The organism is Streptomyces sp. NBC_01264 (assembly GCF_026340675.1).
Lineage (GTDB): Bacteria > Actinomycetota > Actinomycetes > Streptomycetales > Streptomycetaceae > Streptomyces.
Genome location: NZ_JAPEOX010000001.1, coordinates 4,302,204 through 4,322,863, shown reverse-complemented (window position 1 = coordinate 4,322,863; position 20,660 = coordinate 4,302,204). Strand labels below are relative to the sequence as shown.

Annotated in this window: 25 protein-coding genes and 2 pseudogenes; 12 read left to right on the top strand and 15 right to left on the bottom strand. The window is 68.3% G+C overall.

The genetic code is table 11. The annotated features are described in order from the left end of the window. Positions 1–161: 161 nt before the first annotated feature. Positions 162–1,448, bottom strand: a complete 1,287-nt coding sequence (locus OG435_RS19910; RefSeq protein WP_266878406.1) for an IS256 family transposase — start codon at positions 1,446–1,448, stop codon at positions 162–164. A 58-nt stretch (positions 1,449–1,506) separates the two neighbouring features. Between OG435_RS19910 and OG435_RS19905 the strand changes: the two genes are divergently transcribed. From OG435_RS19905 to OG435_RS19885, 5 genes and pseudogenes are all read left to right on the top strand, one after another. After that, positions 1,507–1,779: a hypothetical protein gene (locus OG435_RS19905; protein WP_266878405.1), complete on the top strand. Its 273-nt coding sequence runs from the start codon at positions 1,507–1,509 to the stop codon at positions 1,777–1,779. An 89-nt stretch (positions 1,780–1,868) separates the two neighbouring features. Then, positions 1,869–2,051: a hypothetical protein gene (locus OG435_RS19900; RefSeq protein ID WP_266878404.1), complete on the top strand. Its 183-nt coding sequence runs from the start codon at positions 1,869–1,871 to the stop codon at positions 2,049–2,051. Continuing rightward, positions 2,048–3,439 carry a replication initiator protein RepSA gene (gene repSA / locus OG435_RS19895; RefSeq protein WP_323187852.1) on the top strand — a complete coding sequence of 464 codons (1,392 nt, stop codon included), beginning with the start codon at positions 2,048–2,050 and terminating at the stop codon, positions 3,437–3,439. Before OG435_RS19900 ends, repSA begins: the two co-directional genes overlap by 4 nt. Further along, positions 3,436–3,624: a helix-turn-helix domain-containing protein gene (locus OG435_RS19890; protein ID WP_266878402.1), complete on the top strand. Its 189-nt coding sequence runs from the start codon at positions 3,436–3,438 to the stop codon at positions 3,622–3,624. Before repSA ends, OG435_RS19890 begins: the two co-directional genes overlap by 4 nt. Then, positions 3,624–4,786 (top strand): annotated as a pseudogene (locus tag OG435_RS19885) (tyrosine-type recombinase/integrase). The gene OG435_RS19890 and the pseudogene OG435_RS19885 overlap by 1 nt, the downstream one beginning before the upstream one ends. A 268-nt stretch (positions 4,787–5,054) precedes the next feature. Here OG435_RS19885 and OG435_RS19880 read toward each other — a convergent pair. Further along, a complete protein-coding gene (locus OG435_RS19880; protein WP_266878400.1) occupies positions 5,055–5,615 on the bottom strand; it encodes a hypothetical protein in 561 nt (186 codons plus the stop codon). Positions 5,616–5,834: 219 nt separating this feature from the next. On the opposite strand from OG435_RS19880, the gene trhA reads away from it, so the two are divergent. Next, positions 5,835–6,620 carry a PAQR family membrane homeostasis protein TrhA gene (trhA, locus tag OG435_RS19875; RefSeq protein ID WP_266878398.1) on the top strand — a complete coding sequence of 262 codons (786 nt, stop codon included), beginning with the start codon at positions 5,835–5,837 and terminating at the stop codon, positions 6,618–6,620. A 69-nt stretch (positions 6,621–6,689) separates the two neighbouring features. Here trhA and OG435_RS19870 read toward each other — a convergent pair whose 3' ends face one another. From OG435_RS19870 to OG435_RS19855, 4 genes are all read right to left on the bottom strand, one after another. Beyond that, a complete protein-coding gene (locus OG435_RS19870) occupies positions 6,690–7,034 on the bottom strand; it encodes a PRC-barrel domain containing protein (RefSeq protein ID WP_266878396.1) in 345 nt (114 codons plus the stop codon). A gap of 194 nt (positions 7,035–7,228) precedes the next feature. Further along, positions 7,229–7,585 (bottom strand): MerR family transcriptional regulator, encoded by a 357-nt coding sequence (locus tag OG435_RS19865; protein ID WP_266878394.1) that lies wholly within the window; start codon positions 7,583–7,585, stop codon positions 7,229–7,231. Between the two features lie 1,567 nt (positions 7,586–9,152). Beyond that, entirely contained in the window at positions 9,153–9,356 is a 204-nt protein-coding gene (locus OG435_RS19860; protein ID WP_266878392.1) for a cold-shock protein, read from the bottom strand. Between the two features lie 248 nt (positions 9,357–9,604). Then, positions 9,605–9,943, bottom strand: a complete 339-nt coding sequence (locus tag OG435_RS19855; protein ID WP_266878390.1) for a helix-turn-helix domain-containing protein — start codon at positions 9,941–9,943, stop codon at positions 9,605–9,607. Positions 9,944–10,808: 865 nt separating this feature from the next. Here OG435_RS19855 and OG435_RS19850 point away from each other — a divergent pair. Continuing rightward, entirely contained in the window at positions 10,809–11,213 is a 405-nt protein-coding gene (locus tag OG435_RS19850) for an ATP-binding protein (RefSeq protein ID WP_266878388.1), read from the top strand. A 191-nt stretch (positions 11,214–11,404) separates the two neighbouring features. Here the strand turns inward: OG435_RS19850 and OG435_RS19845 are convergent, their stop codons facing one another. The 4 genes from OG435_RS19845 to OG435_RS19830 all read right to left on the bottom strand — a co-directional run bounded on the left by OG435_RS19845 (position 11,405) and on the right by OG435_RS19830 (position 14,269). After that, a complete protein-coding gene (locus tag OG435_RS19845) occupies positions 11,405–11,722 on the bottom strand; it encodes an SCO5918 family protein (protein ID WP_266878386.1) in 318 nt (105 codons plus the stop codon). A gap of 49 nt (positions 11,723–11,771) precedes the next feature. Then, positions 11,772–12,176 carry a CBS domain-containing protein gene (locus OG435_RS19840; RefSeq protein ID WP_266878384.1) on the bottom strand — a complete coding sequence of 135 codons (405 nt, stop codon included), beginning with the start codon at positions 12,174–12,176 and terminating at the stop codon, positions 11,772–11,774. Positions 12,177–12,223: 47 nt separating this feature from the next. Continuing rightward, a complete protein-coding gene (locus OG435_RS19835) occupies positions 12,224–13,744 on the bottom strand; it encodes a DEAD/DEAH box helicase (RefSeq protein ID WP_266878382.1) in 1,521 nt (506 codons plus the stop codon). A 321-nt stretch (positions 13,745–14,065) separates the two neighbouring features. After that, a complete protein-coding gene (locus OG435_RS19830) occupies positions 14,066–14,269 on the bottom strand; it encodes a cold-shock protein (protein WP_008734853.1) in 204 nt (67 codons plus the stop codon). A 574-nt stretch (positions 14,270–14,843) separates the two neighbouring features. Between OG435_RS19830 and OG435_RS19825 the strand changes: the two genes are divergently transcribed. Continuing rightward, complete coding sequence (locus OG435_RS19825; RefSeq protein WP_266878380.1) at positions 14,844–15,203, top strand: hypothetical protein; 360 nt, start codon at positions 14,844–14,846, stop codon at positions 15,201–15,203. Between the two features lie 88 nt (positions 15,204–15,291). Here the strand turns inward: OG435_RS19825 and OG435_RS19820 are convergent, their stop codons facing one another. From OG435_RS19820 to OG435_RS19810, 3 genes are all read right to left on the bottom strand, one after another. Beyond that, positions 15,292–15,735: a DUF2267 domain-containing protein gene (locus OG435_RS19820; protein ID WP_266878378.1), complete on the bottom strand. Its 444-nt coding sequence runs from the start codon at positions 15,733–15,735 to the stop codon at positions 15,292–15,294. 50 nt (positions 15,736–15,785) lie between these two features. Next, complete coding sequence (locus OG435_RS19815; RefSeq protein ID WP_266878376.1) at positions 15,786–16,181, bottom strand: DUF2267 domain-containing protein; 396 nt, start codon at positions 16,179–16,181, stop codon at positions 15,786–15,788. A gap of 111 nt (positions 16,182–16,292) precedes the next feature. Beyond that, complete coding sequence (locus tag OG435_RS19810) at positions 16,293–16,727, bottom strand: Hsp20/alpha crystallin family protein (protein WP_266878374.1); 435 nt, start codon at positions 16,725–16,727, stop codon at positions 16,293–16,295. 129 nt (positions 16,728–16,856) lie between these two features. Here OG435_RS19810 and OG435_RS19805 point away from each other — a divergent pair, with 129 nt between their 5' ends. The 3 genes from OG435_RS19805 to OG435_RS19795 all read left to right on the top strand — a co-directional run bounded on the left by OG435_RS19805 (position 16,857) and on the right by OG435_RS19795 (position 18,416). After that, positions 16,857–17,525: an HSP18 transcriptional regulator gene (locus OG435_RS19805; RefSeq protein WP_266878372.1), complete on the top strand. Its 669-nt coding sequence runs from the start codon at positions 16,857–16,859 to the stop codon at positions 17,523–17,525. Positions 17,526–17,860: 335 nt separating this feature from the next. Beyond that, positions 17,861–18,217, top strand: coding sequence for a PRC-barrel domain-containing protein (locus OG435_RS19800; RefSeq protein ID WP_266878370.1), 357 nt, complete (start codon positions 17,861–17,863; stop codon positions 18,215–18,217). Positions 18,218–18,248: 31 nt separating this feature from the next. Further along, a complete protein-coding gene (locus OG435_RS19795; RefSeq protein WP_266878368.1) occupies positions 18,249–18,416 on the top strand; it encodes a hypothetical protein in 168 nt (55 codons plus the stop codon). Positions 18,417–18,529: 113 nt separating this feature from the next. Here OG435_RS19795 and OG435_RS19790 read toward each other — a convergent pair whose 3' ends face one another. Next, positions 18,530–18,655, bottom strand: coding sequence for a hypothetical protein (locus tag OG435_RS19790; protein ID WP_266878366.1), 126 nt, complete (start codon positions 18,653–18,655; stop codon positions 18,530–18,532). A 356-nt stretch (positions 18,656–19,011) separates the two neighbouring features. Between OG435_RS19790 and OG435_RS19785 the strand changes: the two are divergent. Next, a pseudogene (locus tag OG435_RS19785) lies at positions 19,012–19,225 on the top strand (transposase); the annotation flags it as partial. An 85-nt stretch (positions 19,226–19,310) separates the two neighbouring features. On the opposite strand, the gene OG435_RS19780 reads toward OG435_RS19785, so the two are convergent. Continuing rightward, the gene (locus OG435_RS19780) at positions 19,311–20,654 is read right to left on the bottom strand and encodes a hypothetical protein (protein WP_266878364.1); all 1,344 of its coding nucleotides are present in this window, start codon (positions 20,652–20,654) and stop codon (positions 19,311–19,313) included. Between the last annotated feature and the right edge of the window lie 6 nt (positions 20,655–20,660).

Sequence of the window (20,660 nt, the reverse complement as noted above, 5' to 3'; positions counted from 1 at the left end):
GACTGTCGTAGCCTCCGCGCATGAGCGATCGCGCAACGCGAAGGGCGTCGTTCTGCCCGATCGGGATCTGCTCCAACCCGCCGACCAAGCATCCGTTACTGACTTCGGTGTCTTCGATCAGCTGAACAGTCTCCTTCGCAGACTGAGGTTCCCCCGCTGGGTCATGTCCCTTGTAGTGGTGTAACCGATCTTTCGGTGGTGTCGGGCAGGCGGGTTGCGGTGTCTGGATAGAGGCTGTCCATGCTTTCGATGGAGAGGTAGCGGCGGGGGAAGGCGATCCATTCGTCGTGGAGCTCGGTGAGGACGGCGGTCGCCAGGCGGCTGACGGCGGCGGTATTCGGGAAGACCTGGACGACGTCGGAGCGTCGCTTGATCTCCCGGTTCAGACGCTCGAGCGGGTTGGTCGACAGGATCTTCTTCCAGTGCTGGTGCGGGAAGTCCGCGAAAGCGGTCAGGTCCTCCTTCGCTTCGAGGAGCATGGCTTTGACCTTGGGGAACTGGCTGCCGAGCATGTCGGCGACGGTGTCGAGGTGGGATCGGACGGCTTCGGCGGTGGGCTGGGCGAACAGGGTGCGGATGGTCGCGGCGGCCATCTCCGCGGAGCCTTTCGGGATCACGGAGAAGACGTTGCGGACGAAGTGGACGCGGCAGCGTTGCCAGGCAGCGCCGATCATGACCTTCCGGATGGCCTTGACCAGGCCGCTGTGGCTGTCGGAGATTACGAGGCGGACGCCGGACAGGCCACGTTCGCGCAGGTGACGCAGGAACTGGGACCAGAAGGCCTCGGTCTCGCTGTCACCGACCATCACGCCGACGACCTCGCGGCCGCCGTCTTCGGTGACGCCGGTGGCAATGACGATGGCCTGGGAGACGATCCGGTGCTCGACGCGTGCTTTGACGTAAGTTGCGTCGAGGAACAGGTAGGGGAACCGGATGTGGTCCAGCGGTCGGGTGCGGAAGACCTCGAGTTGTTCGTCGAGGCCGGCGCAGATCCGGGAGACCTCGCTCTTCGATATACCGGTGTCCGAGCCGAGGGCTTTGACCAGGTCGTCGACGGAGCGGGTGGACACGCCGTGGACGTACGCCTCCATGATCACCGCGTAGAGGGCCTGGTCGATTCGGCGCCGGCGCTCGAGCAGGCTGGGAAAGAAGCTGCCGGTCCGAAGTTTGGGGATCGCGAGTTCCAGGTCACCGGCCTGCGTGGTGAGGGTCTTGTCACGGTGTCCGTTGCGATAGGCGGTGCGGGCCTCGGCGTGTTCACCCCACTCGGCGCCGATCCTCGCGCTGGCCTCGGCCTCGATCAGTTCCTGCAGCAGACGCTCGGCGACATCGCGGACGAGTTCAAGACCGTCCGCCGAACGTAGTGACTCGAGCAGGCGAAGTAGGTCTTGCTGGGGACAAGGCCACCGTGCACTCCTTGGGTTGAACTGCCCGTTCAACAAGGACATTTGCACGGTGGCCTGCCCAGTTTTAGGGAGCATTCACCAGCAGCCGATGCACGCGGGCATGCGCCCGACCCCCGTGCCCGTCGAGTACTCGGAGCTCGGCTCGGCGCCCGTCCCCGTGAAGTCCCCGAGCGCCTTCGGCGGCCTGGTCCAGAGCTCGCCCGGAACCGCCCTCGCCCTCGCCGCCGGCGGAGTCTCCGGAGTCCTCGCGCTGGCCTCCGTCGCCGTCTCGCTGCTCCTGGCCGTCGCGGTCACCGCCGTCGCCCTGTCCATCAGCGCCGTCGTCATGCTCTTCCTCGTCCGCGCCCTGCGCCAGGAGTTCAAGAGCCGTTGACCGGCCCCGGGACGGCCTCAACCGCCAAGTCTCCGCCGTCCCGGCGCCGCATTCCTGCCCGATCCAACAAACCGGACGGAACCACCATCATGAACCAGAACACCCCGGGAGAGCTCTGCCCGAACTGCGACGGCCACGCCTCCGTCGCCATCACCCTCGGCGGCCGCGACCACAACGGCCACCTCCGCACGATCACCGCCCACTGCTTCACCTGCCACGGCACCGGGACCCGCCGCTCCATCCGCCGTCCCCACCGGACGGTGACCGCGTGACCCACGCCGCGACCCTCGCGGGCCTGGACCCGGCCACCCTCGGCGACATGCTGAAGGTGGCCGGGGATCCCTGCTACGCACGCTGGGAAGACCAGATCCACCGAACGGGCGGCTGCTCCGACCCGATCCACATCACCGGTTGGACGGTCGCCAAGGACAAGACCTCGGGCGAGATCCTTCACCGCTACTCCACCGAGAACGAGCCCGGCTCCCGTCTCCGTATCGCCTGCGGCAACCGCCGCGCCTCCCGCTGCCCGGCCTGCGCCTGGACCTACGCCGGAGACACGTACCACCTCATCCGGGCCGGCCTCGCTGGAGACGACCGCCGAGACATCCCCGCCACCGTCCGCGAACACCCCCGCGTCTTCGCCACCCTCACCGCCCCGTCCTTCGGCCCGGTCCACAACTGCCCCACCGGGCGCCCTTGCCGCTGCGGCACGCACCACCAGGAGGACGCGCCCGAACTCGGCACCGCCCTCGACCCGGCCAAGTACGACTACGCCGCCGCCATCCTCTTCAACAACCACGCAGGACAGCTCTGGCAACGCTTCACCACCCGCCTGCGCCGCGAGATCGCCGCCTCCGCCGGCCTCACCCAAGGCGAGCTGAAGGAGGAAGCCCGGATCTCCTACGGCAAGGTCGCCGAGTTCCAGAAGCGCGGTGCCATCCACTTCCACGCCGTGATCCGGATCGACGGACCCGCAGGCCCGCTCAGCCCTCCGCCCTCCTGGGCCACCACGGAGCTCCTCGACCGCTCGATCCGGGCCGCCGTAGCCCACCCGTACACCTCAATCACTGTCCCGGCCGCTGCTGACCAGCCCGCCCGCACCTTCCGGTGGGGAAGCCAGCTCGACGTACGCCCGATCAAGGCCTTCGGGGACGGCTCGGACATCACCGAACAGGCGGTCGCCTCGTACGTCGCCAAGTACGCCACCAAGGCCGCCGAGAACACAGGCACCCTCGACCGCCGGATCGGCAACCGCGAGGCCCTCGTCCTCCTCGACGTTCCCGACCATACCGCCCGCCTGATCGAGGCTTGCCTCGACCTCGACCCGCTGTACCCGGACCGCCGCCTCGCCGCCTGGTCGCACATGCTCGGCTTCCGCGGCCACTTCTCCACCAAGTCGAGGCAGTACTCCACCACCCTCGGCGCCCTCCGCCAGACCCGCGCCGACTACCGCGCCGCCCAAGAACGCGAAGCCCGTGGCCTGGAGGACGTTGAGCCGGACACCGTGCTCGTGTTCGCCTCCTGGCAGTACGCCGGCCACGGGCACAGCCCGGGGGAGTCCGTCCTCGCCGCGACCATCGCGCGCGATATCCAGCTGAACCGCCAGACAGCCCGCGAAGCCCTGCGCGACCAACTCGACTGGGAGGGAGCCACACCATGACCACCGCCACCCCTGAACTTCTGACCGTCCCCGAGGTCATGCAGCGGCTCAAGGTTGGGCGCTCGACGGTCTACGACCTCATCCGGTCCCGGCGGCTCATCTCGATCACCATCGGCCGGGCCCGCCGTATCCCCGTCGACGCAGTCCGCGAGTTCATCGACCACGAGATCGGAGAGGCTGCCTGATGGCCACCCAGCGCAAGCGCAACCCGAACGGGGCGGGCACCATCACCCAGCGCAAGGACGGCCGCTTCCAGGCCGCCGTGTACGTCCTCCAGCCCGACGGAACCCGGGCCCGGAAGTTCGCCTACGGCAAGACCTGGGCCGAGTGCGACGTGAAGCGACGGGACCTGCTCGCCAAGGTCGACCAGGGCGTGCCCGTGCCGACGAAGTCCGCCAAGCTCTCCGAGTGGCTGCCGTACTGGCTCGACAACATCGTCAAGCCGCGCCGCAAGCTCAGCACGTACGACAAGTACGAGGCGCACGTCCGCCTGTACCTGGAGCCCATGATCGGAACCCGGCGGTTGGAATCCCTCGGCGTCGCCGAGGTCCGACGCTTCCTCGTCCAGCTGGAGAAGAAGACCACCGTGGCCACCGCCAAGGAGTCGCACCGCGTCCTGCGGACGGCGCTCACTGCCGCCTGTCGCGAAGAGCTGATCGCGCGCAACGTGGCCTCGCTCGTCGAGCCTCCCCGGTCGGCGTCGCGGGAGCTGAGTCCGTGGTCCCTGGACGAGACGCTCGACTTCCTCGCCGCCGCCCGGACCGACCCGCTCTACGCGGCCTTCGTGCTCGCCATCACCATGGGGCTCCGGCGCGGCGAGCTGGTCGGCCTCCGCTGGTCGGACCTCGACCTCGACAAGCGCGTGCTCTACGTCCGCCAGCAGACCCAGCGCCGCCGCGGTGTCCTCTACGACGATGACCCCAAGGGGCGACGCCGGCGGGCGGTCCCCATCCCCGCGATGTGTATCGCCCGCTGCGCTGGCACCGGATGCAGCAGAGCAGCCAGCGAGCCAAAGCGGGGGAGAAGTGGGCGGACAGCGGGCACGTCTTCACCACCCGCACCGGTCGCCCGGTCGAGCCGCGCAACGTCTACCGCTCCTTCACCAGCGTCGCTCAGGGCGCCGGCCTCCGGGTGATCCGGCTGCACGACGCCCGCCACGGCTGCGCGACGTTGCTGACCGCCGCCGGGGTGGCGCCCCGCGTCGTGATGGAGATCCTCGGGCACAGCCAGATCAGCATCACCATGGACGTCTACACACACGTCGTCCAGGACACCCAGCGCGAAGCGATCACCCACATGGACCGGCTGCTCAAGAGGCGCCCGGCCGACAGTGACCGCCCGCGTTGATGTCAGCTGTAGATGTCAAAGGCCCCCAGTCATGATCGACTGGGGGCCTTTCCCTTGTGCCCTCGGCAGGATTCGAACCTGCGACACCCGCTTTAGGAGTGGGATCGAATCCGTGTCGGGCGGTTCCGGTCCGTGCTGCGTGGCGCTGAACCTCCTGGTCAGCGCCGCGCGGCATGGTGCCGCGTCCTGCGCATGACGGCTGGTGCCGCCCCGTCCGCTCACGCATCGCGCACGCATTCGGCGGTGCACGCACGGGTGACGTTGCAGATCAGACGCTCGTCCACGCGTGGAAGAAGGCCTCTCGCCTGGACGGATCGGCTGATTTGTGGTCCGCGTGCAGGACGCGCCAGGCGGTGAGTTCGAGGTCGCGGAGCCACAGCTCGCCGATGACCTGTGTTTTGAGGTCGGGGAGGTGGTCGGACTCGGCGAGTGCCCGGCCGATGACCTCTCCGGCCGCGATGCGCTGGGGCGGGGTCATCTCGTCGAAGGCCGAGAGGATCTGACCGGCCAGACCGGTGCCTTCTCCGGCCAGTGAACTCAGCACGCACGCCTTGATGTTGGAGGGCAGCAAGTAGAGGGAGCCCGATGACCTCCACAGGTCCGACCAGAAGTGCTCTCCGGACTCGGTGGGGGCGGGGAGCGCTGCCAGTAGGCCGAGGAGGTGTGCGGTGGCCGCGTATCCGTCGGAGTGTGCTGATGCGACGACGGCGATGTCCGCGACGCGCTCCACGTCGATGTGGCCGGCTTCGAGGCGGGGGTCCAGTCCCAGTCGCTGTTCCAGCTGATGGGAGAGGGGGGCGGACGCGTGGGAGCGGAACTCGGGAAGCATCGGCGGTCCTTGAACGTAGGAGAGCGGAGAGGCCCTTTCGGAAGCCCAGATCGTTCCCCTGGCCCGCCGAATTACACGAGTTCCACAGCCCCAGTTGGAAGAAGACTGCCAGGACCGCAACCAAGAGGCGGTCGAACCGGCCGCGCCCGGCGGTGCCGCGCCGGAGACTGGAGCACCCCTCGGGCCATGCCGCTCCGGACCGGCTCCTAGCATGGACTCATGGTTGCCAGTGACGCCCAGCAGCACGTGTCAGGACGGGAAGTAGTGCCCCGGGACGACGCCGAAGACGGCCATGGTGTCTCCGCACCGACGGATGGGGGAAGCGAGGGCTCCGAGCCTCCCGCCGACCTGCTCGGGCGAGCGGCCGAGCTGGTGGAGCCGATCAAGCCGAAGCTACGGGGCTGGCTCCATGCCGGCATGGTCCCCGCGTCCCTGGCCGCGGGCATCGTCCTCATCTGTCTGGCAGGAACACCAGAGGCCACTGCGGCGTGCACCGTGTACGCCGTCACCGCCTGGCTGCTGTTCGGGACGAGCGCCGTCTACCACCTCGGCACCTGGGGACCCCTCGGCGAGGCAGTCCTGCGCCGCCTCGACCACGCCAACATCTTCCTCATCATCGCCGGCACCTGCACCCCGCTCGCCGTCCTCCTCCTCGCCCCCGACCAGCGCTCCGTCCTCCTGTGGATCGTGTGGACGGGCGCTCTGGCCGGCATCGCCTTCCGCGTCCTGTGGATCGGAGCACCCCGCTGGCTGTACACGCCCTGCTACCTGGCTTTGGGCTGGGCACCGGTGCGCTACCTGCCCGACTTCCTGCACAGCGGCGGCGCGGCCGTACTCACCCTGATCGTGACGGGCGGCCTGCTCTACAGCGCGGGCGCCGTCGTGTACGCCCTCCAGCGCCCCGACCCCTCACCCCGCTGGTTCGGATACCACGAGGTGTTCCACGCCCTGACCGTGGCAGCCTTCACCGCGCACTACATCGCCGTCTTCCTCGCTGCCCACTGAGCGCGACGACGTTTCGATGCTTGCCGGTTCATTCGTGTGTGGGCCGGTGAGTTGCCGACCGGCTTCGGGTCAGGGCGCGGGCGGTCGGCCTAGAGAGACGTAGTGGTCGCCGACCGCGGACAGGTAGGCGTGGTCGGCTGTTTCGCTGTCGGTGGTGAACCGGGGTGCGGCTTTGACGTCTTCCTGCGTGGCCGAGACCTTCACTGCCTGCGCCGCCGTATCGATGTGGGTGATGGCGCCGGCCGGGATCAGGACGCTCCTGCCGAACACCCACACGCCGGTGTCGACGACCAGGTGCTGCATGCCCGGCTGGTCCTGCTGTCGGTCGACGTGTCCGATGACACCGTCAGCGGCTTCCACGGTGAAACCCACCAGTGACTGCCCGGACGTGTAATCGCTGTCCTGCGAGTACATCCACACTCCGCTTACAGACCGTCTCCTCGTCCTCGGCGACCGGACGTGGTGGCTCGGTGCCCCACCGGTTCGCGCCTGCCCGACCACATGCCCCGATGTCTGCTGCGCAACCGGGGCCACGCGCCTGCGCACGCCCGTCACCCCGGAAACGGGCCAAGACCGGGGCCCGCCGATGCCGGGCGGGCACGATCACCTCAGGCCGAGGCCGAGGCCGAGGGCGAGGCCGATGGAGCGGAGGATTCGCCGGCTCGGCGGTACTCGGCGTTGATGCGCTGGGCTTCCTCGAGCTGGTCTTCCAGGATGATGATGCGGCAGGCGGAGTCGATCGGGGTTCCGTGATCGACGAGTTCGCGGGCGCGGGCGGCGATGCGCAGCTGGTAGCGGGAGTAGCGCCGGTGGCCGCCGTCCGAGCGGAGCGGGGTGATGAGGCGGGCCTCGCCCAGGGCGCGGAGGAAACCTTGGGTGGTGCCGAGCATCGCTGCGGCCCGGCCCATGGTGTAGGCGGGGTAGTCGTCGTCGTCGAGACGGCCGAACGAGTCGTCTGCTGTCATTGAGCCTCTTTCCGGAACGCGTGGAGGGGCCCTGGTGCCTATGGCACCAGGGCCCCGAAGGAACTGCTACACCATCTGCCGACCTTGAGACTGCGCCGGCCTTCTGTTTCCGCTGACCCGACTCATGCGTGATCGGGGTGCGGGGATCGCGGTTGCTTGACCGGAGACCACCTCACTAGCGATGTCCTGCGGTACCCGGGCTTCAACCTGCCGGCCCGGGCGATCCTGATGGCGCCAAGCTCCTCCGTTCTTCCCTCGGTGATCAACTACTTACCAAGCGGGGTACTACGTAATGCCGGTGACGCTTACTGCTGATACTGCGTACTGCCAACCACTTGTGCTGCTCGTGACCTGACTTAGCGCCACGTTTCGGCAGCCAGCCCCGTCGCCCGTCCTGCGTCTGCTCTGGCTTGGAACCCCACTGCCGAACTTCCCGGTGCGCGCGCCCGCAGCCGACGCCTTCACCGAGGTGCTGCTCACTGACTTCACTGCTGGGTACTGCACCTACGAGAACTGCACTTACAGGTACTGCCACTGCGTCAACTGCGGTACTGCTCGTGGTGGCCCCTGATCACTGCGGGCCACCCGGTCCGGTCGTCAGTCCCGTCGCCGTCCTGCAATAGCTCTGGCTTCGGAACTCCACCACCGCACCGCCCTACACACTGCAACTACGGATACTGCGTCTACTGCGGGTGGTGATTACTGCTGTACTGCGAACCGCTTCTACTACTCGTGGCCTGATCTAGCGCCACGTTTCGGCAGCCAGCCCCGTCGCCCATCGTGCGTCTGCTCTGGCTTGGAACCCCACTGCCGAACTTCCCGGTGCGCGCGCCCGCAGCCGACGCCTTCACCGAGGTGCTGCTCACTGACTTCACTGCTGGGTGCTGCTCACGGTCGCCCCTGATGACTGCGGGCCACCCGGTCCGGTCGTCAGTCCCGTCGCCGTCCTGCAATAGCTCTGGCTTCGGAACTCCACCACCGCACCGTCATGCGCACTGCAACTACGGGTACTGCTGCCCGGCAGTTCGTCTCTGCCGGGCCCTGCGGTCTCTCTGGGTTACGAGAGAAACCATAACCATGCCACCGCCCAATGTCTACTCCAGCCGCGATAGATTTGCTCTTGGCTGGTCAGGAGGTAATCGGACTCGAGCACGGCTGCTCCCTGAGGCTGTTAGTCCGGCGCACGCGGGTGAGCAAGCCGGGTGGAGAGGTCCCGGATGGCGGCACATCCCTGGCTGCACCTGGCGGGGCTGCCCACCCTGTTGACGGCGCAACCGCGTCGGTTCGAACGGAGGTAATCGCGTGATTCACGGGCTCACAGCCGAAGCCCTGCGTGCCCCTGCCTACCCTGGGTAAGCGGGACGAAGCGGCACTGATCCCGCGCGAGGAAGCCGCAGGACGAGCTGAAGGAAATGCGCCACCCGAGCACGACCGACTGCCATGCCGCCCTCCACCGGGAAGGACAGTCGCCGGACTGCCTCCCCGTCGGTCCGCCCCGCTCCGGACGCGGATCAGGGCCGCGCGGCAAACGCTGCGCGGCCCTGAACGCGGGCGGGGTGGGGGAGGGTCAGGCCGGGTTGATGTTCTCGGCCTGGGGGCCCTTCTGGCCCTGGGCGATGTCGAACGTGACGACCTGGCCCTCCTGGAGCTCGCGGTAGCCCGAGGAGTTGATCGCGGAGTAGTGGGCGAAGACGTCCGGGCCTCCACCGTCCTGGGCGATGAAGCCGAAGCCCTTTTCAGCGTTGAACCACTTCACGGTTCCCGTAGCCATGTCTCATGCCTTCCAGTCGATGAACGCCTTCCGCTCCATGCGGAAGGCGGAGGTGATCGTCCTGGTTCCTGCGGCACTGCACAGCAAAACGCCCACACCAAGGCGTGGGCAAGGGGGACTTCCGAACCACGACAGCTGACGCAGACGCTACACGCCGCCAACGGCCCGTCACCATAGGCAGCAAGGTGCGTCATACCTCCGACACGCGCGGGCGGGAGTGCCCACCGCGATCGGCGGGCACGTCCACCTCAGGCCGCCGTGCGCGGGCGCCCTTCGGATGCGGGCGAGTGGTGCTCGGCGTTGACGCGCTGAGCTTCCTCGAGTCGGATCTCCAGCATCACGATCCGGCAGGCGGCCTCAATGGGAGTGCCCCGGTCGACGAGTTCCCGGGCGCGGGCGGCAATGCGCAACTGGGAGCGGGAGTAGCGGCGGTGGCCGCCCTCGGAACGCAGCGGGGTGATCAGGTGGGCCTCTCCAATGGCGCGGAGGAAGGCCTGGGTGGTGCCGAGCATCTCTGCGGCCCGGCCCATCGTGTAGGCGGGGTAGCCGTCGTCGTCGAGACGGCTGAACGAGTCGTCTGCTGTCATCGCACCTCACTGCGAAACAGGTAGAGGGAGGGGGCGGAGCGTGGGGAGGGGCCCTGGCGCGTACGACGCCAGGGCCCCGAAGGAACTGCTACACCATCTGCCGGCCCTGTTGCTGCGCCGGCCATCTGTTTCCGTCGACCCGGCCGAGATGCTGCCGGGAATGCGGGGATCGCGGTTGCTTGACCGGAGACCACCTCACTATCGATGTCCTGCGGTACCCGGACTCAGGCTTACGTCCGGGCGATCCTGATGGCGCTTCAACTCCTCCGTTCATCCCTCGGTGTCAACTACTTGCGAAGCGGGGGACTGCGTACTGCTGGTACTTCTTTCTGTACTGCGAACCGCTGTTACTGCTCGTGGCCTGACCTAGCGCCACGTTTCGGCAGCCAGCCCCGTCGCCCATCGTGCGTCTGCTCTGGCTTGGAACCCCACTGCCGAACTTCCCGGTGCGCGCGCCCGCAGCCGACGCCTTCACCGAGGTGCTGCTCACTGACTTCACTGCTGGGTACTGCTCGCGGTCGCCCCTGATGACTGCGGGCCACCCGGTCCGGTCGTCAGTCCCGTCGCCGTCGTTCAACTCAACTGCTCTGGCTTCGAAACACCACCACCGCACCGTCCTGCGCACTGCGACTTCGGTACTGCGTGTACTGCTGCCCGGCAGTTCGTCTCTGCCAGACCCTGCGGTCTCTCTGGGTTACGAGAGAAACCATAGCCACGCCACCGCCCAATGTCTACTTCAGCCGCGATAGATTTTTGGGTGCGCGCCACGGAGGTAATCAGGTCTCGTCAGGTTGAACAGTTGCGGGACAGGGAACAACGACCGGGCAGGCAAGGCCGGACACCGACAACAGACCCGGAGCGCGCGATGACCACGATGAGCGCCGAGTGCACAGCCCTTGCTTCAACGACCGCCGTCGCCGAGGCGCGCCAGGCCACCCGGACATTCCTCGGAGCCCTTGGGCCGTGGGGCATCGATCGGGATTGCGCCGACACTGTGATCCTGGTCGTCTCCGAGCTCGTCACCAACGCCCTGCGTCACGGCGGCGGCGCCTACACGCTCCGGCTGGCCGTGCATTGCGACACCATCGAGGTCGCCGTCGAGGACGCCAGTCCCCACCCGCCGCGCATGCGCACACCCGACCTCGTCGACGGCACCGGCGGGTTCGGCTGGCACATGGTCAACGATCTTGCCGACGCCACGGTTGTCACCCCCACGCCCGAAGGCGGCAAGACCGTACGGGCCCTCCTGCCCCGTCGGACGGGCGGATAGGCGAGAGCCCGCGCGTGGGTAGCCGATCCAGGGCCTCTCCGCGCGGAGTCCTGGCGGTCAGGACTCGGGGCCGGGCTTGGCGGGAGGTCCACCCGTCCGCGCTTCCCTGTGGGTATGCGGAAGGGCCCGATCGGCGTGTGCCGGTCGGGCCCTGTTCGCTGTTCGGGTGGCGGCGTGCGCCGGCCTACCGGTCAGGCGGTGACGGGGGTGCCGAGCATCGCGGAGGCTCGCTGGAGCGGGCTGAGTACGCGCGTGGCGATGGCGGCCCGGGGAATGCTGCTGCCGCGGCAGGTGAAGCCGAGCTGGGTCATGGCGCGGAGGACTTCGCCGGCGCTGAAGTCGCGGCGGTCCTGGCGGGTGAGGACCTGGCCGACCTGCTTCACGGGGTAGGTGCGGCGGCCGATGATCACGGACTCGCCGAGGACCTGCTCGGGCTTGATGCCCTTCATGGACTCCAGGACGCCGCTCTTGGTCAGGTCGAACGGGAAGCGGGCGATGACACAGCGCATGAGGCCTCACAGGGAGAAGAGGAGAACGGTCCGGCCACGGTGAGGTGGCTCAGCGGGCGAGGGCGAGGACGCCCAGAGCGCTGCCTTGTTCATCGACGACGGGCAGGGCGGCGAGCTTGCGGTAGCGCATCGCGTGCTCGGCCTCGGCCATCGTGGTCCTGGGCGAGGCGAACGGCCCACGGTCGCCGAGGACATCGCGCAGCCGGAGCCGGTCGGTGTACGCGGCGCTGTCGCGGATGGCGCTCAGCCGCTCCTGCGTGATCAGCCCGGTGCAGAGGCCGTCCTCGTCGCAGACGAGCAGATGGTCGGCGCGGGAACTGGCCGTGACGGCCAGGGCCACCTCGACGGTCATGTCGTCACAGACCTGCGGACCGGCCGCCTCCATGGCGTCGTCCACCGTCCTGCGGACGAGGTCGACACGCGGGGAGCGGGGCTGCATCTGGACCAGCGTCAAAATCTGCCTCCTGCAGAGATGGGTCAGTTTCCGGATCACGTGGATGCTCAGGCCGCCGCATCAAAGGCGGACTGCCGCGCGCTCGCGCGCCGTGCGGCCGAAGCGGGCCCGCGGCGGCCACGGGATGCCGTACTGCGCTTGGCGCGTTCGACGACCGGTGCGGTGATGGTGACAGGGATGCCGGAGGGTGCCTGCGCGCCGGTGATGCGGTTCAGGACCTCGTCGCCCGAGTGGACCTGAGTGGTTTCCGGGCTGATCCCGGCGGCCTGCATGAGGCGGGTCATGTCGCGGCGCTGGTTGGGGGTGACCAGGGTGACGACGCTGCCGGACTCGCCGGCGCGGGCGGTGCGGCCGCCGCGGTGCAGGTAGTCCTTGGGGTCGGTCGGCGGGTCCACGTTGACGACCAGGTCGAGGTTGTCGACGTGGATGCCACGGGCCGCGACGTTCGTCGCCACGAGCACGCTCACGTGCCCGCTCTTGAACTGGGTGAGGGTCCGGGTCCGCTGCGGCTGCGACTTGCCGCCGTGCAGGGCCGCGGCGCGCACCCCGCTGCTCAGCAGGTGCTCGGTGAGCCTGTCCACCGCGTGCTTGGTGTCCAGGAACATGATCACGCGGCCCTCGCGGGCGGCGATCTCGGTCGTGGCGGCCTGCTTGTCGAAGTTCTGCACGTGCAGGACGTGGTGCTCCATCGTGGTCACCGCGCCCTGCGAGGGGTCGACGGAGTGCACGACGGGGTCGGTCAGGTAGCGGCGCACCAGCAGGTCGACGTTGCGGTCGAGGGTGGCGGAGAACAGCATCCGCTGGCCCTCGGGACGCACCTGGTCGAGGAGCGCGGTCACCTGGGGCATGAATCCCATGTCGGCCATCTGGTCGGCCTCGTCCAGGACGGTGATCGCGACCTGGTTCAGCCGGCAGTCGCCACGGTCGATGAGGTCCTTGAGCCGGCCGGGCGTGGCGACGACCACTTCGGCCCCGGCGCGCAGCGCCTGTGCCTGCCGGTAGATGGGCATGCCGCCCACCACGGTGGCCAGGCGCAGCTTGACCGCCCGGGCGTAGGGCGTGAGGGCCGCGGTGACCTGCTGCGCGAGCTCACGGGTGGGTACGAGGACCAGCGCGAGCGGCTGACCCGACTCGGCGCTCTGGCCGGCCGTACGGGCCAGCAGGGCGAGGCCGAAGGCGAGGGTCTTGCCCGAGCCGGTGCGGCCGCGTCCCAGGACGTCGCGGCCCGCGAGGGTGTTGGGCAGCGTGGCGGCCTGGATCGGGAACGGCGTGGCCATGCCCTCACGGGTGAGCGTGGCGAGCAGCTGGGCCGGCATGGCCAGGTCGGCGAACGCCTCGACAGCGGGCAGCGCGGGAGTGATCGTCTTCGGCGGCGCGAACTCGCCCTGCACCGCAGCGGGCCGACGACCGTAGCCGCCCGAGCGGCTCGGGGCTCCGGAGCGGCTCGGGGCCGATGAGCCGAAGCGGCTGCCCCGGCCCGAACCGGAGCCCGAGCCGGCTCCGAAAGCGGGGCCGCCGGTGCGGCCGCGGGTGCGGGAGGAGCGCTCGTTCGTACGTGTGGGGTTCATGCGGAACCTTCCTTGATACGGCACGTATCAAGGAATTCCCGCAGCGTATGAGCGGCGCAGGGAATTGCGAGAACGGGCCGAATGGAATGCGAAAGCAGATCTGGCGGACAGGGAATCTGTACGGGCTCAGACGCTGGAAAAAGGTGGCGCCATATGGGCGCGACAACCAAAAACAATCCACTCGGGTTCGGCTCCGAAAGGGCCGGTCGGCCGAGTGTCTCCATGATCGATACCGCGGGTGAACCCACCGCGGGAAATGCGTGCAGCTGGGGCCCGCACCCCGAGGGATGCGGGCCCCAGCTGCAGAATGCGTGTCAGCGCTTAGGCGGGAACGATGTTCTCGGCCGTCGGGCCCTTCTGGCCCTGCGCGATGTCGAAGGTGACCTTCTGGCCCTCGTTCAGCTCGCGGAAGCCCTGGGCGGCGATGTTCGAGTAGTGGGCGAACACGTCAGCGCCGCCACCGTCCTGCTCGATGAAGCCAAAACCCTTTTCCGCGTTGAACCACTTGACGGTACCAGCAGCCATGTCATATCTCCTTTGGGGCAATACATCGGCGACTGCACTGTGCGGACGCCGTGTCGCCGCGATGATGCCCCGCCCGGTAAAAAGACCGGGAAATACAAAGCGCTTCCAGTGGAACGAATTCCGGCTGGAGGCGCTTGAAGTTCTTGGGTACCAAAACTGCAACCGAGATCGACAGTAGCACGCTGCAGCGGCCTGTGTGCGGCGAATATTTCCGGACGCTGTGTTGCGGTAGAAACTCTCCCCACTGGATCCATTAAATTCTCAGACCGTGGCGACAGATATTGATTCGCCCTGACCGCAGTGTTTTTTGGTTGTTCGCCGCCGACTGCAGGAGGTGGCGGCGAAGTCGGCTGGTGGAGACGTGGTCGGGACAGGCTCCGACGTTGCGGACCGTGGGACGGTCCTCGCGCTGACGAAGTCCTGTACGGCAGCGAACGCGCCTCGGGAGGGGCTCGACCACCGGCGCCACTGGCGGTTCGGGGGGCCCGACGGAGGCCTCCCAAGCAGGCCCTGTAAGAGCGGTCGCGCGCAGGCTTTGCCCGCCGGGGCGCGGTGGAGAATAGAATCGGCTTCTATGTCGAAGCCTGACGAGCTGCTCGTGAACGTCGCCGCCCTGGTGGAGTCCGGGCAGAGCAACCAGATGTCCCTGACCGTGGTCACCGGCGGTGCTGTGATCACCGGCCGGCTCGCCCCCGAAGCCGTGTGGAGAGAACGGGTGTCGGAGGTGCTGACGGATTCCGCCCGCCTGAGCGAGTTCGCCGCCATCTTCACCGCCACGCCACCCAAGCAGGGTCCGCCCACACATCTGCACTTCCATGTGGCGCGGATCCTGCAGGGGACCGTGGGCATCCCTGAGACGGGCGGGATGTACCGCATTTCGATCAAGGACGTCAGCGCCTGGACCGTGGGCGACTTCAGCTACTCCGACAACTGACCCGCGGCTACGGCGAGGACCCGCCGCAGGACTGAGGGCCCGACCGGTGCATCGGGTCGGGCCCTCACCGCCGTATGGGAGTACCGGATCAGGCGGCGAGCTGGGGTTGGCGCAGTTCCGCCTGGCCGAAGAGGAGGGCGTAGCCACCGGGGAGCCGGCGCAGGATGCGGGCGAGGAGGTCGGGCCCCGCGAGGCGGGTGACGACGGCGAGTACGGCGCCGGTGTCCCAGCGTGCGGTGGCGGGGGTGGCGCCGGTGCGGGTGGCCAGGTCCTTGACGAAGCCCCAGCCGGTGAGCTGTTCGGTGTCGGGGATCTGGGCGGTGAGGGTGAGGGCGGCCTCGACGGGCAGGCGCTGCGCGAGGTCGATGCGTTCGTCGCCGGTGACTTGCCGGCCGAGGGCGGCGAGGACGGTGCGGACTGCGTCCTCGGCGCGGTCGAGGGTGGGGTACGCACCCTCGTAGCGCACTCGTTCCAGCATCTGCTCGAACGACATGGCGGGCGGGGCCGGGTTCGGTCGAGGCTGGTCGTACATGGCTGCGGTTGCCTTTCTCTTCGAGGGTTCGGGTCTGCGGCCGACTTCGCTCAAGTGGGCTGGGGGTGGCCGAAGAGGAGGTCGTAGCCGGGCGGGAGCTGGAGCAGGACTTCCCGGGTGAGGACGTCGCCTGCGGCTGCGACCGTGGTGGACAGGACGGCACCGATGTCCCACAGGGCCGTTTTCTCGGTGGCGCCCTCGATCCAGGCCGCGGTAGCACGGACGAACCGCTCCGGCGAGAGCGGTTCTGCGGCCTGGAGGGGGTTGAGGAGGATCAGGGCGTACGTCTCGGGCAGCCGGGCGGCGAGCTCGGCGCGGACACTGCCGACCAGGTGTGCGCCCAGCAGGGCCAGGACGACGCGGGCAACGCGATCGGCTTCTTCCGTGGTTTCGTACTCGCCGCGTTCCTGGACGTGGGCCAGGAACGACTCCCTGCGCATCGACATCACGACGCCTCCGAGAAGGGGTGAAGGGGCGAAACGGGGGTGCGGAGGGCGGGGTGCCGGAGGGGGATCGGCTCTCCCCCGCCCTCCACCAGCCGGCTGGTGCGGGTGGGTTCAGCCGGAGATCTGCTTGCGGCCGGACTCGCCGCCGATGCTGATCTTGCGGGGCTTGGCGCGCTCGGCGATCGGGATCCGCAGGGTCAGGACACCCGCGTCGTAGTCGGCCTCGATGCGCTCGGTGTCCAGGGTGTCGGCCAGCATGATCTGGCGGGAGAAGACGCCCAGGGGACGCTCGGAGAGCTCCACCTTCACGGAGTTGGCCTTCGCGACCGGGCGGCGCTCCGCCTTCACGGTCAGCATGTTCCGCTCGACGTCGATGTCGATCGCCTCGCTGCTCACGCCGGGGAGGTCGAAGGAGATCACGTATTCGTCGCCCTCGCGGTAGGCGTCCATCGGCATGACCGACGGCTTCGACCACGTACCCGAGCTACCCGACAGCTGCTGGACGATCCGGTCCATCTCGCGGAACGGGTCAGTGCGCATCAACATCGCGAAACACCTCCAGTTGGTTCAGGCAGAAACTGCCAATGCGCTTCAACGTGCTCCCGTTGTAACTTGTCATCGAAACGATGACAAGCAAGGAGTCATCTGGAGGATGACATAGCGACGGAGAGTGTCATGAACGAGGCTGCCGAGCCGACCGCACCCGTCCCCTTCCTGGCCGCCGCCGCTGCCCTGGAGGCCATCAACCGGGCCGTCAAGGACGCGCAACAACCCTCCGCCAGAAGGCCGACGACCGAAGCGACGCCCCCACCGGACTCGGGCCCCCACCCGGCTCTGGCCGCACTGCTGACGCTGCGCGAGGTCCGTGAACAGCTCGCAGGCTGGGAGAGCGGACTGATCGAAACCGCCCGCGGGCACGGAGCGAGCTGGGCCGATCTCGCGGGACCCCTGGGGGTCGCCAGCCGGCAGGCCGCCGAACGCCGCTACCTGCGACTGCGCCCCGGCACCGCCGGGAGCACCGGCGACCAGCGTGTCCAGGCCACTCGCGACACCCGCGCCGCCGACCGCACCGTGACCGCCTGGGCCCGCGACAACGCCGCCGACCTGCGACGGCTCGCCGGCCAGGTCACCTCCCTCACCGGTCTCCCGGCCGACGCCGAGAGGGCGGTCGGCGACCTGAACCTGGCCCTCGCCGAGAACGACGCCGCGCGTCTCGTCCGCCCTCTGACCGACACCCGGCCCCACCTGCGCCCCGAAGACGCCGACCTCGTCGAACGCATCGATGCCCTGACCCGACACACCGACCAGCTCCGCCAGGACACCCACGACCAGCGCAGCACGTGACCGTTCTCCCCCGAACCGGCGGCTGACCGCGGTCCGAGCGGATGCCGGGACGGACTCCCTCGGTAGCCGGGCTGAGGGTGAGGACATCTGAGAGGCATCGTTTTCCTGCGAATCGGGGCGCGCGGAGGCTCTGCGGCGCGGGGCTTGCTGCGGTCGCACCGCACCCGGGATGACCGCTGTTCACCCCTCTGGCGGGAGTCCCCTCGGAGCAGGTGCACAGAACCGGTGTGACGGGAGGGGCGTAGCTGGGGTGTGCCGAGCTGGTTTCCCTCGTCAGGCGGGGGCAGGCTAGGAAGTGCACCGGCCGGGTTGTGATCGTGCGAAGGGACCTGAGGATGATCCAGGCAGCGGACATTCGCGAGTGGCGTGCCCACGACGTGGTCGACGTGGACGGGCACAGGATCGGCGCGCTGGAGGCCGTCTACGTGGACACCAGCACGGACGAGCCGGCCATGGCCACCGTGCTGGTGGGGTTGCCCACCCGGCACCGGCTGGTCTTCGTTCCGCTGGGCGGCGCGATCGTCGGGCCGGGTTACGTCAAGGTCGACTACGACAAGGCGCTGGTGAAGAAGAGCCCTTCGATCGGCACGGACGACGTCTTGCCCGCCGAGGAAGAGGCGGGCATCTTCCAGCACTACGGCCTCACCTACCGGCCCGGTGCGGGCGGCGAGCGGCAGCTCGCCCGCCGCTGAGCCCCCGTTCGATCGAGGAGGTGTCCACGTCGTGAAGGTCTTCTTGATCCTGGTCATCGTGGCGATGGTGCTGGGCATCATCGGCGTTGCTGCCGAAGGCATGCTCTATTTGCTGTTCATCGGCATCCTGCTCTTCGTGGCGGCCCTGGTCTACCTGGGCATGCGCGGGCGTCGCTCCGGACGCCGACACATCCGCTGAGAAAGCCGGGTGACCATCCGCACCCGGTCTGTGCTGCGCAGATGGCAGGCGAGGTGCTTGGTGGCCATGCGGCGGTCGTCGTCCTGGGCGGCGGCGTTGGCGGGGGTGGCCTCCTAGTAGGCGAGGGCGCGGGGGTTGTCGAGGTTGCGGCCGTAGTCCACGCAGTCTTCGCCGAGCTGGTCGGCCTCAGGTCGGTAGGCGAGGTCGCCGCACCGCACTGCGAGGCCTCGGAGGACCATGGCGGACAGTTCGGGGTCGCCGGCTTCGGCGGGAATCCCGGAGCCCGCCGGCGCGTCCGCTCACGCAAACGGCCCCGGACGCGGAGTCCGGGGCCGAATAGAGCGCCTCCCTGGGGAGAAACCCCAGGTCAGCGGCATACAGGTTGTGCCCTCGGCAGGATTCGAACCTGCGACACCCGCTCGGAGTGGGATCGAATCCGTGTCGGGCGGTTCCGGTCCGTGCCGCGTGGTGCTGAACCTCCTGGTCAGCGCCACGCGGCACGGTGCCCAATCCGGCGTGTGACGCTTGATACCGCCTCGTCCGCTCACGCATCGCTGACGCATACGGGAGTACTGACCTGGGCTCTTGCACTCATCAGGGTCTGCTCCTGTCCATCGCAATCTCGGGCGCCAACCTGCACGACAGCCAAACCCTCGAACCTCTCGTCCGCGGCATACCACCCATCCCGCGGTGGACATCGGCGACGTAAGCCCGGAAGGCTCCACGCCGACAAGGGCTACGGCTATGCCCACCTGCGGCGATGGATACGCGGACGCGGCATCAAACACGGCATCGCCCGCAGAGGAATCACACCTGACGAGGCAGCCAGCCAAGCTGCATAAGGTCGACGGCGATCAAGCGCTGGTTCGGATGTTCATCCGGCCCGGTTCTGACTCAGGACCAGGGCGTCTCCTCGGTCTCGCCGGCCCAGCCGCGTATCCGTGCCAGATTCTGGTGAGGCCCTCGGTAGCCCAGTGACTCAAGGACAAGCAGCGACAGGTAGTGCCGGGTGAGCAGCCAGGCTTCCGTGACGAGGCCCGGGATCTCGTAGATGTTCTTCTGAGCTTCCTCAGGGTGCACGAGTGAGTTGCGGATCCTCGCCACGGCCTCCGGCCCGTCCAGTTGCTCCCCGCTCCGCTGTAGAGCCTCGTCGATGAAGCGGGCCATGGCGGGCAGCTGGGTCTTGTCGATGTCCAGGGAGACGTTGATCCCCTCAAGGACCTTTCGCAGCTTGATGTGCGCCTTCCACACTCGGGTGTTCTTGTACTCCCGGCGGGTCAGCACCCCGGCCAGGACGAGCCTCTGCCACATGGCGTGCTCCAGCCCGGCGGCACCGATCATCACTCGCTGCTCCACGAACCCCTGGTCCCGGATCGCGGTGATCGCGTAGCTGATCTGCAGTCGCAGGGGCTCGGCCTTGCCAGGGTCGGAGAACGCCGGCACGAGTCCGTCCATGAACCTGGCCAGCGCTTCGGGGTCCCACGGCTGCCACCAGCCCGAGGACAGCGACTTGGCGGGATCGCAGTGCAGGGCGGCCCATTCCTCCCAGACGACGGCCCCGTCAGCTCCGATGCCCACGGGAAGAAGAGGGGCGACCCACCGGCCCAGGCAGAAGGACATGCCGAAGTGCAGAGCCACGAGTAGGTGGCGCGCCTCGGCGGCGGTGAACTGCTGTCCATCGGCACGGCTGATCTGCATCGTGTGGGTCATCGCATAGAGCCGGGTCTTGAGCAGTTCGTCCCAGATCTCTTTGTGATCCGGCCGGACGTCCAGATGGATCTTCCAACCGTCCACCTCGTGTGACCAGCGGCCGCCCGACCAGAACCGATCAGCGCCGTCAATCCGGTCTGTCAGGTACTGGTGACCTTTGAATCGTGGAAGGTTGAACCAGTGGGCCACGAGGCGGGTAAGTGGCGCATCGCTCTCGCCGAGAGCGGCTCCATTGATCCACCCCTCGTCGTAGTTCCGGGTCCAGGCTTCCACCTCGGCCTGCCCATGCGGCCGCTGGAGCCGGAGGACGGCTGTGTCTTGGGTGCGGGGACGCGCGTCCGGATCGGGAGTGGTGTTCCAGTCGACGCCGAGGATCGGCGAGCACCGAAGACTGACCTCCCCGGGAATGCCGGTGTCCTGTACACCGTGGATCTCGCCACGGTGAAGAGTGATCGGGTCGCCGACACCGTTGAAGGCGTAGAAGGGCTTGATCGGCGGGAGAGCTGAGTCCCAAGGCGAGTCGGTCATGATGCT

Excerpts from the sequence above, each read along its gene's own strand:
- OG435_RS19910 (WP_266878406.1), bottom strand. The coding sequence starts at position 1,448 with ATGTCCTTGTTGAACGGGCAGTTCAACCCAAGGAGTGCACGGTGGCCT.
- OG435_RS19880 (WP_266878400.1), bottom strand. The coding sequence starts at position 5,615 with ATGCTTCCCGAGTTCCGCTCCCACGCGTCCGCCCCCCTCTCCCATCAG.
- OG435_RS19835 (WP_266878382.1), bottom strand. The coding sequence starts at position 13,744 with ATGAACCCCACACGTACGAACGAGCGCTCCTCCCGCACCCGCGGCCGC.
- OG435_RS19900 (WP_266878404.1), top strand. The coding sequence starts at position 1,869 with ATGAACCAGAACACCCCGGGAGAGCTCTGCCCGAACTGCGACGGCCAC.
- OG435_RS19790 (WP_266878366.1), bottom strand. The coding sequence starts at position 18,655 with ATGGTCCTCCGAGGCCTCGCAGTGCGGTGCGGCGACCTCGCCTACCGA.
- OG435_RS19820 (WP_266878378.1), bottom strand. The coding sequence starts at position 15,735 with ATGTACGACCAGCCTCGACCGAACCCGGCCCCGCCCGCCATGTCGTTC.
- OG435_RS19800 (WP_266878370.1), top strand. The coding sequence starts at position 17,861 with ATGATCCAGGCAGCGGACATTCGCGAGTGGCGTGCCCACGACGTGGTC.
- OG435_RS19780 (WP_266878364.1), bottom strand. The coding sequence starts at position 20,654 with ATGACCGACTCGCCTTGGGACTCAGCTCTCCCGCCGATCAAGCCCTTC.
- OG435_RS19870 (WP_266878396.1), bottom strand. The coding sequence starts at position 7,034 with ATGTACTCGCAGGACAGCGATTACACGTCCGGGCAGTCACTGGTGGGT.
- OG435_RS19845 (WP_266878386.1), bottom strand. The coding sequence starts at position 11,722 with ATGCGCTGTGTCATCGCCCGCTTCCCGTTCGACCTGACCAAGAGCGGC.
- OG435_RS19815 (WP_266878376.1), bottom strand. The coding sequence starts at position 16,181 with ATGTCGATGCGCAGGGAGTCGTTCCTGGCCCACGTCCAGGAACGCGGC.
- trhA (WP_266878398.1), top strand. The coding sequence starts at position 5,835 with ATGGTTGCCAGTGACGCCCAGCAGCACGTGTCAGGACGGGAAGTAGTG.
- OG435_RS19865 (WP_266878394.1), bottom strand. The coding sequence starts at position 7,585 with ATGACAGCAGACGACTCGTTCGGCCGTCTCGACGACGACGACTACCCC.
- OG435_RS19825 (WP_266878380.1), top strand. The coding sequence starts at position 14,844 with ATGTCGAAGCCTGACGAGCTGCTCGTGAACGTCGCCGCCCTGGTGGAG.
- OG435_RS19830 (WP_008734853.1), bottom strand. The coding sequence starts at position 14,269 with ATGGCTGCTGGTACCGTCAAGTGGTTCAACGCGGAAAAGGGTTTTGGC.
- OG435_RS19850 (WP_266878388.1), top strand. The coding sequence starts at position 10,809 with ATGACCACGATGAGCGCCGAGTGCACAGCCCTTGCTTCAACGACCGCC.
- OG435_RS19860 (WP_266878392.1), bottom strand. The coding sequence starts at position 9,356 with ATGGCTACGGGAACCGTGAAGTGGTTCAACGCTGAAAAGGGCTTCGGC.
- OG435_RS19890 (WP_266878402.1), top strand. The coding sequence starts at position 3,436 with ATGACCACCGCCACCCCTGAACTTCTGACCGTCCCCGAGGTCATGCAG.
- OG435_RS19810 (WP_266878374.1), bottom strand. The coding sequence starts at position 16,727 with ATGTTGATGCGCACTGACCCGTTCCGCGAGATGGACCGGATCGTCCAG.
- OG435_RS19805 (WP_266878372.1), top strand. The coding sequence starts at position 16,857 with ATGAACGAGGCTGCCGAGCCGACCGCACCCGTCCCCTTCCTGGCCGCC.
- OG435_RS19905 (WP_266878405.1), top strand. The coding sequence starts at position 1,507 with ATGCGCCCGACCCCCGTGCCCGTCGAGTACTCGGAGCTCGGCTCGGCG.
- OG435_RS19855 (WP_266878390.1), bottom strand. The coding sequence starts at position 9,943 with ATGACAGCAGACGACTCGTTCAGCCGTCTCGACGACGACGGCTACCCC.